Origin of the sequence: Prochlorococcus sp. MIT 1341, from assembly GCF_034092415.1 — a bacterium.
Lineage (GTDB): Bacteria > Cyanobacteriota > Cyanobacteriia > PCC-6307 > Cyanobiaceae > AG-363-P08.
The window spans coordinates 1225852-1241422 of sequence record NZ_CP139304.1; the positions used below are offsets into that span (position 1 = coordinate 1225852).

Annotated in this window: 12 protein-coding genes; 8 read left to right on the plus strand and 4 right to left on the minus strand. The window is 38.7% G+C overall.

The window, feature by feature from the left end; translation table 11 throughout:
- Window positions 1–66: 66 nt before the first annotated feature.
- Window positions 67–1125 (plus strand): FAD-dependent oxidoreductase, encoded by a 1059-nt coding sequence (locus SOI84_RS06220; RefSeq protein WP_320675392.1) that lies wholly within the window; start codon window positions 67–69, stop codon window positions 1123–1125.
- A gap of 39 nt (window positions 1126–1164) precedes the next feature.
- Here SOI84_RS06220 and dnaK read toward each other — a convergent pair whose 3' ends face one another.
- Entirely contained in the window at window positions 1165–3087 is a 1923-nt protein-coding gene (dnaK, locus tag SOI84_RS06225) for a molecular chaperone DnaK (protein WP_320675393.1), read from the minus strand.
- Between the two features lie 124 nt (window positions 3088–3211).
- Here dnaK and SOI84_RS06230 point away from each other — a divergent pair, with 124 nt between their 5' ends.
- The 3 genes from SOI84_RS06230 to rpsF all read left to right on the plus strand — a co-directional run bounded on the left by SOI84_RS06230 (window position 3212) and on the right by rpsF (window position 5105).
- Entirely contained in the window at window positions 3212–4129 is a 918-nt protein-coding gene (locus SOI84_RS06230) for a shikimate dehydrogenase (protein WP_320673698.1), read from the plus strand.
- Window positions 4130–4153: 24 nt separating this feature from the next.
- Window positions 4154–4618 carry a Tic20 family protein gene (locus SOI84_RS06235; RefSeq protein ID WP_320673699.1) on the plus strand — a complete coding sequence of 155 codons (465 nt, stop codon included), beginning with the start codon at window positions 4154–4156 and terminating at the stop codon, window positions 4616–4618.
- A 73-nt stretch (window positions 4619–4691) separates the two neighbouring features.
- Window positions 4692–5105 carry a 30S ribosomal protein S6 gene (gene rpsF / locus SOI84_RS06240; protein ID WP_320673700.1) on the plus strand — a complete coding sequence of 138 codons (414 nt, stop codon included), beginning with the start codon at window positions 4692–4694 and terminating at the stop codon, window positions 5103–5105.
- 31 nt (window positions 5106–5136) lie between these two features.
- Here the strand turns inward: rpsF and SOI84_RS06245 are convergent, their stop codons facing one another.
- On the minus strand, window positions 5137–6342 hold the full coding sequence (locus SOI84_RS06245; RefSeq protein ID WP_320673701.1) for an argininosuccinate synthase: 1206 nt from the start codon (window positions 6340–6342) through the stop codon (window positions 5137–5139).
- An 843-nt stretch (window positions 6343–7185) separates the two neighbouring features.
- On the opposite strand from SOI84_RS06245, the gene SOI84_RS06250 reads away from it, so the two are divergent.
- The 4 genes from SOI84_RS06250 to purT all read left to right on the plus strand — a co-directional run bounded on the left by SOI84_RS06250 (window position 7186) and on the right by purT (window position 10189).
- Window positions 7186–7461, plus strand: coding sequence for a DUF3134 family protein (locus SOI84_RS06250; RefSeq protein WP_320673702.1), 276 nt, complete (start codon window positions 7186–7188; stop codon window positions 7459–7461).
- A gap of 93 nt (window positions 7462–7554) precedes the next feature.
- The gene (gene mraY, locus SOI84_RS06255) at window positions 7555–8646 is read left to right on the plus strand and encodes a phospho-N-acetylmuramoyl-pentapeptide-transferase (RefSeq protein ID WP_320673703.1); all 1092 of its coding nucleotides are present in this window, start codon (window positions 7555–7557) and stop codon (window positions 8644–8646) included.
- Window positions 8647–8659: 13 nt separating this feature from the next.
- Window positions 8660–8905 carry a hypothetical protein gene (locus SOI84_RS06260; protein WP_320673704.1) on the plus strand — a complete coding sequence of 82 codons (246 nt, stop codon included), beginning with the start codon at window positions 8660–8662 and terminating at the stop codon, window positions 8903–8905.
- Window positions 8906–8998: 93 nt separating this feature from the next.
- Window positions 8999–10189, plus strand: a complete 1191-nt coding sequence (gene purT / locus SOI84_RS06265) for a formate-dependent phosphoribosylglycinamide formyltransferase (RefSeq protein ID WP_320673705.1) — start codon at window positions 8999–9001, stop codon at window positions 10187–10189.
- Here the strand turns inward: purT and SOI84_RS06270 are convergent.
- Both SOI84_RS06270 and uvrA read right to left on the minus strand, forming a co-directional pair.
- Window positions 10186–12318 carry an HAD family hydrolase gene (locus SOI84_RS06270; RefSeq protein ID WP_320673706.1) on the minus strand — a complete coding sequence of 711 codons (2133 nt, stop codon included), beginning with the start codon at window positions 12316–12318 and terminating at the stop codon, window positions 10186–10188. The genes purT and SOI84_RS06270 overlap by 4 nt on opposite strands.
- A 277-nt stretch (window positions 12319–12595) precedes the next feature.
- Complete coding sequence (gene uvrA / locus SOI84_RS06275) at window positions 12596–15547, minus strand: excinuclease ABC subunit UvrA (RefSeq protein ID WP_320673707.1); 2952 nt, start codon at window positions 15545–15547, stop codon at window positions 12596–12598.
- Between the last annotated feature and the right edge of the window lie 24 nt (window positions 15548–15571).

The window sequence follows — 15571 nt, forward strand, 5'->3', positions numbered from 1 at the left end:
TCAAAAGATTGATAGTATAAACAGATACATTCCGGAATCGACACACTGAACAAAGAAATTGCTATTATTGGTGGGGGCTCAATTGGCCTAGGTACAGCATGGCATCTGACAAACCTAGGGCACAATGTGGCAATTATTGACGAACATATCTGCAAAAAGTGCAACAAGTCAAATAGTCAATCTGGAACAACTGCATCATTAGGTGTTTTGATGGCAAATGTCTTCCAAAGAAGCACTGGAAGAGCCTGGAAGCTTAGACAAAGGAGTCAAAATCTTTGGCCAATATGGATAAAAGAGCTGACTACAAAAGAATTCCAAATAAAATTAGAGAATCCACTCATTAAGATTGCAACAAACGAAAAAGAAGATCTCAGAATAAAAACATTAATCCAAACACGTCAACACCTTGGAATTAGACATCTAAATAAAGAAGAAAAGTATTTTTACGAGCAATTATGGCCACAAAATAAATATACAGGCATGGTATCAATGAATGATGGGAGGATAGATCCCATAGGCCTACAACAAGCTTTGAAGTATAATTTAAAAAAAACAAATATAAACATGTTGGCTGCAAAAGTAACCAGCATAAGAAGGCAAGTAACAGGTAAAGTTAATCATTGGTCATTAAAACTAGACAACATTGGTGAGCTATCCTTTGAGAAAGTAATTATCTGTGCCTCGCTAGGAAGCAGTGGGTTGATTATAGATTTAGGTTACAATATTCCACTGGAACCAGTCTTAGGACAAGCTGTTGAAATAAAAACTTCGCTTTCAAATGAAACATATTTAAAATTACCACCTGTTCTAAACATTTATGGTGTCAACATAATTCCAACACAAGATAATCAAATTTACATAGGAGCAACTCTGGAAAGAAATACAGAACCACTACCTACATATCTTGAGCAAATGATTTGTCTGAATAACCAAGCGCCACAATGGATACAAACAGAAGAAATCATTCATCAATGGCACGGATTAAGAGCAAAACCAATTAATCGATCTGCACCAATCCTTGAACAACTAGAGCCCGGTTTAATTTTAGCCACGGGTCATTACAGAAATGGAATTTTATTAACTCCAGCCACTGCAGAGTTTATAGCAAATGAAATCTCTAAATAACTAATAACAATCTAAATAAGAAACAAGGCAATTAATTCTCTACTTTGTCTCTGTAAATTCAGCATCAATAACATCATCACCTGAATTAGATGACTCATCTGAATTACCAGAAGATGAAGCATCAGCGGTTGTCTCTCCTGGCTGCGGAGCACCAGGCGCTCCTGCCTGCTGATAAACCGATGCTCCTAAACTATACAATTCTTGTTGCAATTCCTCTAGCAATGATTTAGTTAATTCATGATCTTCTTGCGCTAAGGAGTCCTTTAATTTAGTTCTCTTATCCTCAACCTTAGATTTAGCATCTGCATCTACTTTATCTCCAAGCTCACCAAGCTGTTTCTCCGCTTGATAAACCAAAGTCTCCGCTTGATTCTTTATATCAATACGTTCTCGCTTTTCTTTGTCTACTGATGCATTTGCTTCAGCATCCTGAACCATTTTATCTACTTCTGTATCTGAAAGTGTAGAAGCACCAGTAATAGAAATGCTTTGCTCCTTGCCACTACCTTTATCTTTTGCGGTAACACTCAATATTCCATTAGCATCAATATCAAAAGTTACTTCTATCTGAGGTACTCCACGAGGAGCAGGAGGAATTCCATCTAAGCGGAATGTTCCAAGACTCTTATTATCTGATGCCATTTCACGTTCTCCTTGTAGAACATGAATCTCAACATTCGTTTGACCATCTACAGCTGTCGAATAAGTTTCGGTCTTTTTAGTTGGAACTGTTGTATTTCTGGGAATCATTTTTGTCATCACACCTCCCAAAGTCTCAACACCTAACGACAATGGTGTGACATCCAATAATAAAATATCCTTAACTTCCCCTGCAAGGACTCCTCCTTGAATAGCTGCTCCAACAGCAACAACTTCATCTGGGTTAACTGTCTGATTTGGATCTTTGCCAGTTACTCTCTTGACTAAGTCTTGAACAGCCGGCATACGTGTAGAACCACCGACCATTACTATTTCATCTAATTGACCTGAAGAAAGTTTTGCATCCTTAAGTGCCTGCTCTACTGGAATACGACAACGGTCAAAAAGTGATGACGCTAATTCCTCGAACTTAGCTCGTGTCAGATTAAGATCAACATGTTTAGGGCCTTCTGAAGTAGCTGTTATGAAAGGCAAATTAATTTCACTTTGAGTTGCGCTTGAAAGTTCTATTTTTGCCTTTTCTGCAGCTTCTGTAAGCCGTTGAAGTGCTTGCTTATCCTGACGTAAATCGATACCTTCATTGCTCTTAAAAGTATCAGCAAGATAATCAACGATTACCTTATCAAAATCATCTCCTCCAAGATGAGTATCTCCTGATGTTGATAGCACTTCAAAAACACCATCACCAACCTCTAAAACAGATACATCAAAAGTGCCTCCTCCTAAATCAAAAACTAAAATCCTCTCATTACTTTTCTTATCTAAACCATAAGCTAATGCTGCTGCGGTTGGTTCATTAATAATCCGAAGGACCTCAAGACCAGCAATCTTTCCAGCATCCTTAGTTGCTTGACGCTGGGAATCATTAAAATAAGCAGGAACAGTAATTACTGCTTGGCTAACATCCTCACCAAGATATTTACCAGCATCATCTGACAGTTTTCTTAAAACCTGAGCGCTTACTTCTTCAGGAGAAAACTGCTTATCCAATACAGGGCATTTTAGCTTCAACTTTGAACCAGCTTTCTCTACCCCATAACTAACCTCTTTAGACTCTTCATTAACCTCATCTACGCGACGTCCAACAAAACGCTTTGCCGAATAGAAAGTATTCTCAGGATTCATTACAGCCTGACGCTTGGCAATCTGACCAACTAATTGATCTTGATTTTTGGTATATGCCACAACAGAAGGTGTGGTACGAAACCCTTCAGCATTAGCTATCACTATGGGTTTGCCTCCCTCCATGACTGCCACACAACTGTTTGTGGTTCCAAGGTCAATGCCAACTACCTTGCCCATTGGTACCCACCTCCTAAAAATGTCTGTCTTTAATAGAAGCATCCTCGTCAGTGAGGGCACTTACACGCGAGGTGTGGTTCCCGAACAGCTAAACAGCCAGGCTGGTTCTAAAGCCCAGTAAATAATGACAATGATCAACGGAAAAACAGAGTTTTTAGGGCTTCTTGGAAACCCAGTAAAACATTCCTTGTCACCAGTTATGCACAATGCAGCACTGGCAGAAATGAATATGAACTGGTGCTACATCGCTATGCCTTGTGAAACTAACAATTTAAAAACAGTCTTAAAAGGGCTTAGCGCATTGAACTTTCAGGGCCTGAATGTCACGATCCCTCACAAAAACACAATCACGAAATTCTGCGATGAACTAACACCACTGGCTCAAAGGCTAGGAGCTGTCAATACATTAGTACTAAACAAAAGCCATGGATGGATAGGGTCTAATACTGATGTAGAAGGATTCTTAGCCCCTCTGAAAAGCAAAAATTACGCATGGGATAATCGAAAGGCGATGGTTTTAGGCTGTGGAGGAAGTGCTAGAGCTGTATTAACAGGCCTCAAAGAATTAGGCATAGCCGAAATCACTGTCATAGGACGTAATAAGCAACGCCTAAACACCTTCATAAAAGAGATGAATCAAATATTAACTGACTTTCCCAAAGAATCTAAATCCATTGCTATAAAAGGGATTCTAGAAACCGATTTAGAATTAATCGAAAAAATAAAGCAAATAGATTTGTTTGTTAATGCAACACCAATAGGCATGGAAAATGACACTGAAAAACCAAAGCCAACTCTCAAAATTCCTCTTGGTAAAGAAATATGGAAACACCTAAACTCTCACTCAATTCTTTATGACCTGATTTACAATCCAAGGCCAACTGAATGGCTTAAATGGGGGAAGGAACAAGGTTGCGAATGCATCGATGGGCTTGAAATGTTGGTACAACAAGGAGCCGCCTCACTAAAGATTTGGAGTCGCAAAACAGAAATACCAATAGAAGTTATGCGAATAGCAGCGAAAACCGCTCTATTGAACTAGCGTCATAACAACCAATTCAAACTCATGCTCCTACCAATCTGGCAAAGGTTGCTAGGCATTTTGCTTTACCTCATTCCCTGGAGCGATGCAATTCCTTTTGGAAGAAATTTGTTCGCAGAATTTCCTTTTTTACGCTGGATCAGCCTTCCTGCATTACCAATTGTGATCTTGCAACAAGCTATTCCTTTTGGCGGATTCTTGGTCTTTCTGATTATTTTCCTAGCTGTGATAAGAAATCCAAGAGTGCCGTACTTCCTACGTTTCAATGCCTTACAAGCTCTACTTTTAGATATTGGACTTATTTTGCTTAGCTATGCATTCCAAATAATCATTAGCCCACTTGGAAATGCTCTAATTATTCGTACATTCTCAAGCACTATTCTTGTAACAATGCTTGCCGTAGTAATTTTCTCAATTATTGAATGCCTCAAAGGCAATGAGCCAGACTTACCTGGAATAAGTACCGCTGTACGCATACAAATCAACTAAAAGTTACCCCGAAGGGATATTCTGGTTATTCCGTCGCTCATCTCATTGAGCCTTCAGTCCTCGTCGGAAAACCATGACCGAACAGCCTTACTACGAAACAATGTACATCCTCCGTCCGGACATCCCGGAAGAGGAGGTCGAAAGCCATTTGAGCAAATACAGCGAAATACTTGAAAACACTGGCGCGAAAATCCTAGATAATCAGATGCGTGGGAAAAGAAGACTTGCATACTCAATTAAAAAGCACAAAGAAGGTATTTATGTACAACTGAGTCATAATGGAGATGGGCAACAAGTTGCTGTGCTTGAAAAAGCTATGAGGTTAAGTGACGATGTAATTCGCTATCTCACAGTTAAGCAAGAGGGTCCGCTTCCAGCCCCAAGAGTTGTACCAAATAACGAAAATACCGAAAAAGAAAAAGAAAAAGAAAAAGAAAAAGAAAGCCCTGAAGAAGAAACAAAAGAAAAGGTAGATAATGATAACTAGTTCTTAATAGTATTATAAAAAATCTTTAAAATTAATTCCTCCTCATTGCAGCCCATAATCTAATAGGAAGACCCCAAATATAAATAAATCCATTAGCTGCTAAATGATCAAACTGATCCTCTTTTCCATATGTAGCCATGTTAGAATTATAAAGACTAGATTGAATTGATTGCCGGCCAATAATTGTCGCATTTCCCTTTTGAAGATGAATTCTCACCACACCATTTACATCTTTTTGAGTACAATCTAAAAACGAATCTAAGGCCTGCTTTAGAGGGCCAAACCAAAGTCCTTGATATACCAAATCAGCCCATTGCATTTCTAATTGCCGCTTTAAACGTAGTACATCAGCAGCAAGGGTTAAACTTTCCAATTCTTGATGAGCTTTGATTAACAAAAGCAATCCTGGAGTCTCATAAATCTCTCTGCTTTTGATCCCTACAACGCGATTCTCAATCATATCTATCCGACCAAAGCCATGTCTTCCAGCTAAGGCATTTGCCTCTGTCACAAGTTGAACAGGCTCCAAATTCACTCCATTAAGTGAAACAGGGTTACCGGCTTGAAAACCGATTTCTATCTCTTCACCTCTATCAGGAGCTTCATCTATTGATGAAGTAATAGCAAAAACCTCTTCTGGCGCTGAAATATTGGGATCTTCAAGCACACCTGCTTCTACACTTCGCCCTAATAAATTCAAATCAATTGAATAAGGAGATTTCTTACTGACAGGGGCTGGAATACCAAATCTCTCGCCGTATGAGATGGTTTCCTCTCTACTCATGCCCCATTCCCTAGCAGGTGTGAGAACCTGTAAAGCCGGATCAAGTGAAGCAAAAGCGACATCAAAACGCACTTGATCATTTCCTTTACCAGTACATCCATGAGCAACGGCATCAGCCTTCAAATCCTTAGCGACCTGAACCATTCGCCGAGCAATCAAAGGTCTTGCCAAAGCAGTTGAAAGTGGATACCTACCTTCATAAAGAGCATTTGCTCTAATAGCTGGAAAAGCAAATTCTTCAACAAACGGGTTGATTAAATTTTCAACTATAGATTCGATTGCCCCAGCTTTAAATGCTTTTTGGCGGATTGGTTCAAGTTCATCACCCTGACCCAAATCAGCCGCAAACGCAATAACCTCTTCAACGCCCCATTCCTCTTTGAGATATGGAATGCAAACACTGGTATCAACCCCTCCTGAATAAGCAAGAACTACTCTCTTGGCCCGTCCCATGAGTTACACCCCTAAACGCTGTTTAAGTTATTTCATTTTGAAGGACTTGATGCTCTTTCTACAAAAGTCACGAAACCTCATATTCCTCTTAACAGTTCTCAAGATGTTTAAAAGACATGCTGCTACTAAAACAAAACTATCCGGACAATCAAGCAGTGGCAAATCTCGTGCACTACCTACTTAGTGACCAAATGAACACATTCTTCATGCAATTAAGCACGCCATCCCTAATTTGCAGGAAAAAGGGTAAAAAGGCAATGCGTGTAAAAACTGATTGCGCTAAAGGCAAATAGAAGCGAGTCTTAAAACATCAAATACGGAGGCGTCCATGGACGACACGCCACCTGAGCATTTCTAGAAGCAACCTTTTCTAGGCCCCTGCTCCAACAGTCTTAACTAAAAAGTGAGCTATTTCGTCTGGTGCGACAACTGAAGGCAAGTCAAGCCAGTCGACACTCCTCTGCATCGTTTAGGTGCCCTCAAAGGAGATAAGCTTTACACCTAAAAACTTGGCCCCAGGCGCCACAATCTGGAAGCTTCAAAGCTGATTTTTCTAAAAAGCCGACTTCTCTAATCAGAGTCGGTTTTTTAATGTGATCGCCAAAAACCCGCAAACCAAATCCAAAAGGCCATCAGCAAGGAAGGCAAAAACAATAAAAGAACAATCAACCAAGACCTGATCAAAAAGGGTTCAGGATGCAATTGCCCCCAGACACGAAGCCCGAGGCTGCAAATAAAAGCAGCACCCCATAAAAAAAATAAGAGTATTAACTTAGTAATCACGGAAAAGTACCAAAAGTTGGCCTATGGACTATCTTGAATGATTGGTCCACTCTATGGGTAATGAGCACTCTAGACAAAGTTGACTTGAGCTCTTTAGACGATATAAATCCTGCTTTGACACGTTTCGGACGTACTGAGCCTGCTCCAGTGTTGCCACTTAGAGAAGAGCCAGACTTGCTTTCTTGGCTAGAAGAAACTGGAAGACTGATGACGGACGACGACTCTGCGTCTCCAGAAGTAAGCACAGTTGAAGAGGAAGAACTTTCTGCTCTCATGGGAGAAAAAGAAGATTACAAAGCAGAAGATGAGCAAACAGATGATGAGTGGGAGGATTAATCACTCTAATCATTTAAAATTATGAGTCTTTATAGACTTTGATATAGAGGAGTAATGCTCTATATATCCTGAGTAGTTTCTAACTGCGAAAAGTTGAAAATCTCTAAATCATTAAATCCGGCAACTATTTCAAGTTTAATTTTAGGTAGTCTAATTTTTGCAAGTTGTTTTATATCAGATCAATTAATAGTGAATAGTTTCTTAAGTGTTCCATTAATTTGCTGCACAATTTTCTCAATTTTATGTACCCATTTGAGTATTCCACAATTAAAAACACTGAAGATAGGACAAATAATTCGACCAGAAGGCCCTCAATCTCATAAAAGAAAAAGCGGAACTCCAACTATGGGAGGAATTGCTGTAATACCAATTAGTCTAATTATAGGCAGTCTAATCAGTGTCAACGAAGGGATGGGCACAAAACTAATCGCAATTAGCTCAATAACACTAGCCTTCATGTTTATTGGTGGGCTTGATGATTTACAAAGTCTGTTAGATGCAAGAAGTTTAGGGCTCACTGCAAAGAAAAAGATTTTATTGCAATCAATTGCTTCTAGTATTTTTCTGGTTTATTGCTCATTTCAAAACTGGATAGACCCAACAATTAATTTTCCATGGCATCAATCAATCTCAATAGGTCTGTTAATTTGGCCTTTATCTCTTTTCGTATTCCTTGCGGAAAGCAACTCAACAAATCTAACTGATGGATTAGATGGATTAGCAAGTGGCTGCGGAGCTCTTGTGTTTACAGGAATAGCAATTCACCTAATGCTACGTGGAAATAATGGAGATCCTGCTCTAGCAGGATTCAGCATTGCAATGGCAGGCGGGTGGCTTGGATTCCTTTCGCAAAACCATAACCCTGCAAAACTATTTATGGGTGACACAGGGTCTCTTGCGATGGGAGCATCCTTGGCAGCAATTGCTTTACTGTCTGATAGCCTTTGGGCACTCCTGATAATGGGTGGTGTATTTTTAGCAGAGGCTTTATCGGTAATTATTCAAGTATCTATTTTTAAATTTACGAAGAAAAAATATGGGGTTGGATATCGATTGTTAAAGATGGCGCCTTTACACCATCACTTAGAACTCAGTGGTCTTAGCGAGAATCTAATTGTTACAAGTTTTTGGCTAATAACTTGTATTTTAATAGGGATAGTCTTAATTACTACTGTTCCAACCTAAAGAAAAGATATTTATGAGCTACTTCACATGGGAAGAAAAAGGGCTTACTGAAGACTGTGAAAGTCTTGAAGCAATGGCATCACGACTTGAAGAGGCTGCTTGCTTAATGCGACGAATGTCAAAAGAAGGTTTTATTTTAAAAAAAAAATGCAACAAACAACTGATTACTCATAAAGATAAAACTGTTTTTGAAGCATGGGGCTTTATCACTGAAGAAAAACCTTTTAACCAGCTAAAATTAATACCTGAGGAAGAATAACTAAAGCAAAAAAATATTAACAAACAAAAGAATTTTTTAATTTCTCAAATATTATTAATAGGCTATAAATCTATAGATAAACGAATCCAAGACATGGAGCATAAAGCAAAAGTTCTTGAAATGCCAAAAACTCTCATGCTGCTTGGCAGTGGGGAACTTGGAAAAGAAATTATAATTGCTGCGCAACGTATTGGATGCATAACTATCGCATGTGATCGTTACAGGTCAGCTCCTGCAATGCAAGTTGCTGACAAATTTGAAATTGTGGACATGACCAATCAAGAAAGGCTTGAATATGTAATTAATAAACATAAACCTGACATTATTATTCCCGAAATTGAAGCCCTAGCCGTTGATTGCTTAAAAAGATTTGAGAAAGAAGGGATAACAATTATTCCAACAGCAAGAGCAACTGCAACAACAATGAACAGAGATCTGATTAGAGATCTAGCAGTTAATGAACTACAGCTAGAGACAGCAAAATTCAAATATGCTAATTCGGCAAAAGAACTAAAGGAAGCTGCTCAAGGAATTGGATTACCAGTTATCATCAAGCCGATTATGAGTTCTTCGGGTAAAGGACAAAGTTTAATTGAGAAGAAAGAAGATTTAGAACAAGGTTGGCAGAATGCAATACAAAATGCCCGAGGGAAATCTAAAAAAATAATTGTAGAGGAGTTTCTTAAGTTTGAACTAGAAATTACACTGTTAACCATAAGACAAAAAGATGGGTCGACTATTTTCTGTCCACCAATAGGGCACATACAAAAAAATGGAGATTATCAATGCAGCTGGCAACCAGCGAATTTAAAAGCTGAGCAACTTATAGAAGCTCAGGAAATGGCTAAAAAAATTACAGAAAATCTTGGTGGCACAGGCTTATTTGGAGTTGAGTTTTTTATTACCAATACAAAAGTAATCTTTTCGGAGTTATCACCTCGCCCACATGATACAGGTCTAGTTACATTAATAAGTCAAAACCTGAATGAATTTGAATTACATATTAGAGCAATTCTAGGATTACCAATACCTAAAATTATAAACAAACAAGCTAGCGCAAGTAGGGTAATTCTAGCTAAAAAGAAACTTAAAGATATTAGATATCAGGGGCTCGATGATGCGTTAAGAGATCCGAATAGCGAAATATTACTGTTTGGCAAGCCTGATGCTAAGGAAGGGCGAAGAATGGGAGTTGCATTAGCAAAAGGTGAAAATATTATCGAAGCGTGCAATAGAGCTGAGAAGGCAGCTCAAACAATAAAAGTATTAGGAAGTGAATACTAACGAGTAGGAAGAAATCTATAGTGAGTTAATCCATCAAATACACTTTTTGCATGTGATCTAGAAGAAAAGAAGACTCGTTGTTGAGATCGAAAAGTCTCTAAACATGAATCATGTTCTGCTGGTATGACTGTAGATGTTAATCCTCTAACCAATTCAGCATCGCCTTGTTGACTGGCAATAACCATCACGTTTTGAAGAGGCAAACCCCAACAAAGTGCTATATGACGTATTGCCTCAGTCCTTGACGCACGTAAAGGAACTACATCTAAAAACCAGTGACATCTCAGATGGGCACAAGCAGCCTGACACTTCTGACGTAGACGTTTCTGCACTAATGAAAGAACATTCGCTCTGCTTTCTTTTAAAATATAACTAACTTTAAAAGGTCCTTGTTGACTCTGATCTTGCAAATTCAATTGCTGATCTAGATCCAGAAGATTCTTTTTAATATCATTACGGTTCCAATCAATAGATATATAGGACTCCCAAAATTGATCTACAGAATCATTAGATCCATAATATATTTCAGTTCCCGCTCTTGTGATCCAGACATTTGGCTTAGGTAAATGTAATTGTGCATAACGATGTCTTGCTACTTTAATAGATCTCCCTGAAATTATTCCAATAGCAGTTTGGTTCTGTTTTTGTAAAAAATCAAGTTTTTTACTAAAAGAGACAAGATCCTCTTCTTGCGAAGCTTCTAAAGTTGAATCTAGATCTAATAATAATAATTTACTTATCTGAAGATTAAACGTTTTTGTCTCACAAATCAAACTCGGTTTTGCAGGCATAACCTCTAGGTGCTGTTGCATTAATGCTAAATAATTACAAACATGCGCATCCCAACTAAAATGTCTACTTACTGCTTCTATACCATTATCTCTCCAAGACTTCCATTTCTTGACTTGTGATCCTGCTTGCTCTAAAGCATCCTGAAGTGAATCTAAATCTGTTACATCAGTAAGCAATCCATTTTCACATCTAGATAATATATCTCGAGGACCGCCATCATCTGTAGCTACAATAGGTAAGCCTGATGCGGCAGCCTCAAGCAATGTTAAACCAAAAGGCTCAGTAAGTGCAGGGTTTACAAATAATCCTTTTTTATGCGCAGCCCATCTATAAATTGCAGGAATTTGGTCTCGTCGATGATACTTAGGATAAGCAACACGACCGTAAAGATCATAACGATCAACAAGATCAAAAACTTGTTGAAGAACCTCCCTCTGCTGTTTTTCTAATTGGCGTGGATCTTCTCTGCACCCTAAAATAAGAACTAAATTATTTCGTTGGCGCAAAATTGAAGATCTGCCATACGCCTCGACAAGAGCAGGTATATTCTTACGCCGAACAGCTCTAGAAATTGCAAGCAATGGGGGTAAAGAAGGTTCTCTAAGAAATGGAGCGACCAATTCATTAATCTGCGAATATTCTTTCTCTATTTGAACAGAATGAAAGCGAGTAGAATCAACACCAGGTGGGACAACCTCTGCCTGATTCGGAGAAAAACTGTCATAACGTGAATATTGTTGATTAGCTTCCTGAGCGGTACTTGTAATCACAAGACTTGAATGTGCCAAAGCCAACTCTTCAGCATCAATACGTTTACTAATTGAATAAGTTTGTTCTATTTGAACATGATCAACACCTCCCGCTAATAACCGCCTTTGCTTCTCACGACCCAAAGAATGAGCTGTAAATACTAACGGAATACCTAATCGACGGCTAACAAGTGATCCAACATAACCAGCATCCGCATAATGTGCATGAATCCAATCCGGTAAAACAGTCTCCTTTTGCAAATAACTAACTAATTGATCTGCAAGATCATCTAAATAAGGCCAAAGCAACTCTTTTCGCAAATATCGTTTAGGACCAAAAGAAAACCGAAGAATATTTGAATCTGATGCGATTCGCTCAATAGGCTGAGCATAATCTGCTGAGACCCGACGATCATGAATTAAACGAGTAACCAAATCTACTTGCTCTACTTCTGGACGAGAGGCCAAACCCTTAATCAATTCCAAAACATATAAAGTCTGTCCTCCAGTATCCGCATCTCTACCAAGCTCAAGATCATGCGAACGGAACAATCCATGGAGATTTAGATGAAGCAATCGCAAGCCCATCTCACAGCTCCACTAAGGGAGTAAAGAATTAATTGATTTTCATGCCAACAAACCTAAAGAAAGCATAAGGAAAATAGTAATTGGAAGCTATATCGCCGAGATTCCTTGTCCCACAAGCATTCTAAGGAAGATTAAAGAAAATAGATTCGTTAATTTCATGGCGAAATGCGAACGATTTTTAGGTAAATTTTGCTTTTTCTCAATATTTAGGCTTAAGAAAATCGAAACCGACATAAAACCACTACTTGCCATAGCAGCTTTTGAATGGTTTTAAAACCTATGCATAGTTTGCAAGCGCCTTCCTAAGATACTGGGCCGTGTGACTAGTGTTATGCCTGGAAACATCCTCTGGTGTACCAGTTACCACTACTTCTCCACCTTTATCACCACCTTCTGGGCCTAAATCAATAATCCAATCAGAGCATCGAATCACATCTAAATTATGTTCAATAACAATAATAGAATTACCTTTTTCTACGAGCCTTTGTAAAACATTCATCAACTGATGGACGTCTGAAAAACTAAGACCAGTAGTTGGCTCATCAATTAAATATAAAGTCTTACCAGTAGCTCGTTTGGAGAGTTCAGTGGCAAGCTTTACACGCTGAGCTTCTCCTCCTGAAAGAGTAGGAGCTGGCTGACCAAGCTTGATATAACCCAAACCAACATCAACTAAAGTTCTTAAACGATCGGAGGCTTGAGGAATAGAGGAAAAAACCTCAGCAGCTTGCTCAACTGTCATTTGCAAAACATCAGAAATAGTAAAACCCTTATACCGAACTTGAAGCGTTTCGCGATTAAAACGAGCGCCCTTACATACATCACATTGCACATATACATCCGGCAAAAAGTTCATTTCAATTACATTCACTCCTTGCCCTTTACAAGCCTCGCATCTGCCTCCTTTTACATTAAAACTAAATTGTCCAACTTGATAACCTCTTGCTCTAGCTTCAATTGCTGAAGCAAAAATTTGCCGAATAGGGTCAAAAGCACCTGTATAGGTAGCAGGATTAGACCTTGGCGTCCTACCTATAGGAGATTGATCTATAACAATTACTTTATCAATTGATTTAATTCCTGTTAACTTACCAAGTCCTTTAGGAAATGGAACTTTTAATCCCAAACTATGATTTAAGGAAGGATGTAATAATTCATTGATAAGTGTTGATTTTCCACTTCCACTTACACCTGTTATAGCAACCAGTTTTCCAAGCGGGAAATCAACCGTAATGTTTTTAAGATTATTTAAATCACAATCAATTAGGGAAATTTTTCTATTTCCAGTCTCACGCCTCTCAGAAGGAGTAGGAATATATAGTCTTCCACTTAAATAATCAGAAGTCAACGAATTCTTGGCCTGTAATAAATCATCCAAAGTTCCCTTCGCAACTATTTCTCCGCCATGAACTCCAGCACCTGGTCCTATGTCAACCAAATAATCAGCTGCACGAATTGTTTCTTCATCATGCTCAACTACTATTAGAGTATTTCCAAGATCTCTGAGACGTTTTAAAGTAGACAAAAGACGATCATTATCGCGTTGATGTAAACCAATACTGGGCTCATCTAAAACATAAAGCACACCTGTAAGACCCGAACCAATTTGAGTTGCTAAACGAATTCTTTGTGCTTCACCACCAGATAGTGTCATTGCTGGCCTATCCAATGTTAAATAATCCAAGCCAACATCAAGCAGAAAGTTAAGCCTCATAGAAATTTCCCTCAAAACTAATTCTCCTATCTTCATTTGTCGACTATTTAAAAGCGGTTTAGTTCTTTTTGACTTACCCATTCCCATTAAGGTTTGGAACTTTTGTAAAGTCTCAGCTACGCTAACTTCAGTAAGTTCCGTAATAGTAAAAGGACCGATTTTTACAGCTAAAGCCTCAGGTCGCAACCTTTTACCTTTACAACTTTCACAAGGTACTAATTCTAAATATTTTTCTAACTTTTGTTTTGCAGACTCCCCAGCAGAGTCCATTAACTGTCTCTCAAGAATAGGCAATATACCCTCAAAGGGTTTTGCATAGCCCCCTCCCTGAGCATATCTACTATCTGCCTGAATTAAAATAGGTTTAGTACTTCCATTTAATAAAATATCTTGCTGATCTGCCGTTAATTGATCCCATGGTGTTTTTATTTCAAAGCCAAATGCCTCCCCAACAGAATACAAAAGAGAAAAATAATATGAATTATCTTTCTCACTCCAAGGCGCAACTGCCGCATAAACTGGTAAGGCAGTGTCAGGCACAACTCTTTGTTTTGTAAATTTACGCAAATGACCCAGACCATGACAATCCGGACATGCGCCATATGGACTGTTAAATGAAAACATCCTAGGCGACAATTCTTCCATAACTGCACCATGTACTGGACAGGCATAATTCTCGGAAAACAATCGTTCTCGATCTAAACCTAAAGGAATTTTCTCATTAGCTTTTGGAACAATTTCTACCAATGCCAAACCTTCTCCACGTTTCAACGCCGTAGATAAAGAATCCGTTAATCTTTCTTGAATATCTTCCCTAGCAATTAACCTATCAACAACAACCTCAATTGTATGAGAATGATTCTTATCAAGTTCAATGTTATCCCCTAAATCTCTTACTTCATTGTTAATGCGAACACGGGCAAATCCCTCAGATGCCAATCCACTAATTAATTTTGCATGTGTTCCTTTTTTACCCCTTACCACTGGTGCCAGCAATTGATATCTAGTCCCATTGGGTAAGGTCATAATTTGATCGACCATCTCATCAATGGTTTGTGGACGAATAGATCGATCGCATTTTGGACAATGTGGTTCACCAGCTCGTCCAAATAAAAGCCTTAGATAATCTTGTATCTCTGTAACTGTTCCAACGGTTGAACGAGGATTATGACTAGTTGATTTTTGATCAATTGATATTGCCGGAGACAAACCCTCTATGGAGTCAACATCAGGCTTATCAACCTGCCCTAAAAACTGTCTTGCATATGTTGAAAGACTTTCAACATAACGTCGTTGACCCTCAGCAAAAATAGTATCAAAGGCAAGCGAGCTCTTCCCACTGCCACTAACTCCAGTAAAAACAACCAACTTATTACGAGGAAGAGCAAGGTCCACACTCTTCAAATTGTGTTGCCGAGCTCCTCTCACAGTAATGAGATCAGAACTCGAGCTATCGCCTTTAGTCCCAGAAAGAGTAACTGCCTTTTTAAGACTTTCGTCAGAGCCTGACCCCATAGAGCAAAATTATTAAGCCAATAA

Coding starts and splice junctions, on each gene's coding strand:
- purT (WP_320673705.1), top strand. CDS start 8,999: ATGGAGCATAAAGCAAAAGTTCTTGAAATGCCAAAAACTCTCATGCTG.
- uvrA (WP_320673707.1), bottom strand. CDS start 15,547: ATGGGGTCAGGCTCTGACGAAAGTCTTAAAAAGGCAGTTACTCTTTCT.
- SOI84_RS06270 (WP_320673706.1), bottom strand. CDS start 12,318: ATGGGCTTGCGATTGCTTCATCTAAATCTCCATGGATTGTTCCGTTCG.
- SOI84_RS06260 (WP_320673704.1), top strand. CDS start 8,660: ATGAGCTACTTCACATGGGAAGAAAAAGGGCTTACTGAAGACTGTGAA.
- SOI84_RS06250 (WP_320673702.1), top strand. CDS start 7,186: ATGAGCACTCTAGACAAAGTTGACTTGAGCTCTTTAGACGATATAAAT.
- SOI84_RS06245 (WP_320673701.1), bottom strand. CDS start 6,342: ATGGGACGGGCCAAGAGAGTAGTTCTTGCTTATTCAGGAGGGGTTGAT.
- SOI84_RS06235 (WP_320673699.1), top strand. CDS start 4,154: ATGCTCCTACCAATCTGGCAAAGGTTGCTAGGCATTTTGCTTTACCTC.
- rpsF (WP_320673700.1), top strand. CDS start 4,692: ATGACCGAACAGCCTTACTACGAAACAATGTACATCCTCCGTCCGGAC.
- SOI84_RS06230 (WP_320673698.1), top strand. CDS start 3,212: ATGACAATGATCAACGGAAAAACAGAGTTTTTAGGGCTTCTTGGAAAC.
- dnaK (WP_320675393.1), bottom strand. CDS start 3,087: ATGGGCAAGGTAGTTGGCATTGACCTTGGAACCACAAACAGTTGTGTG.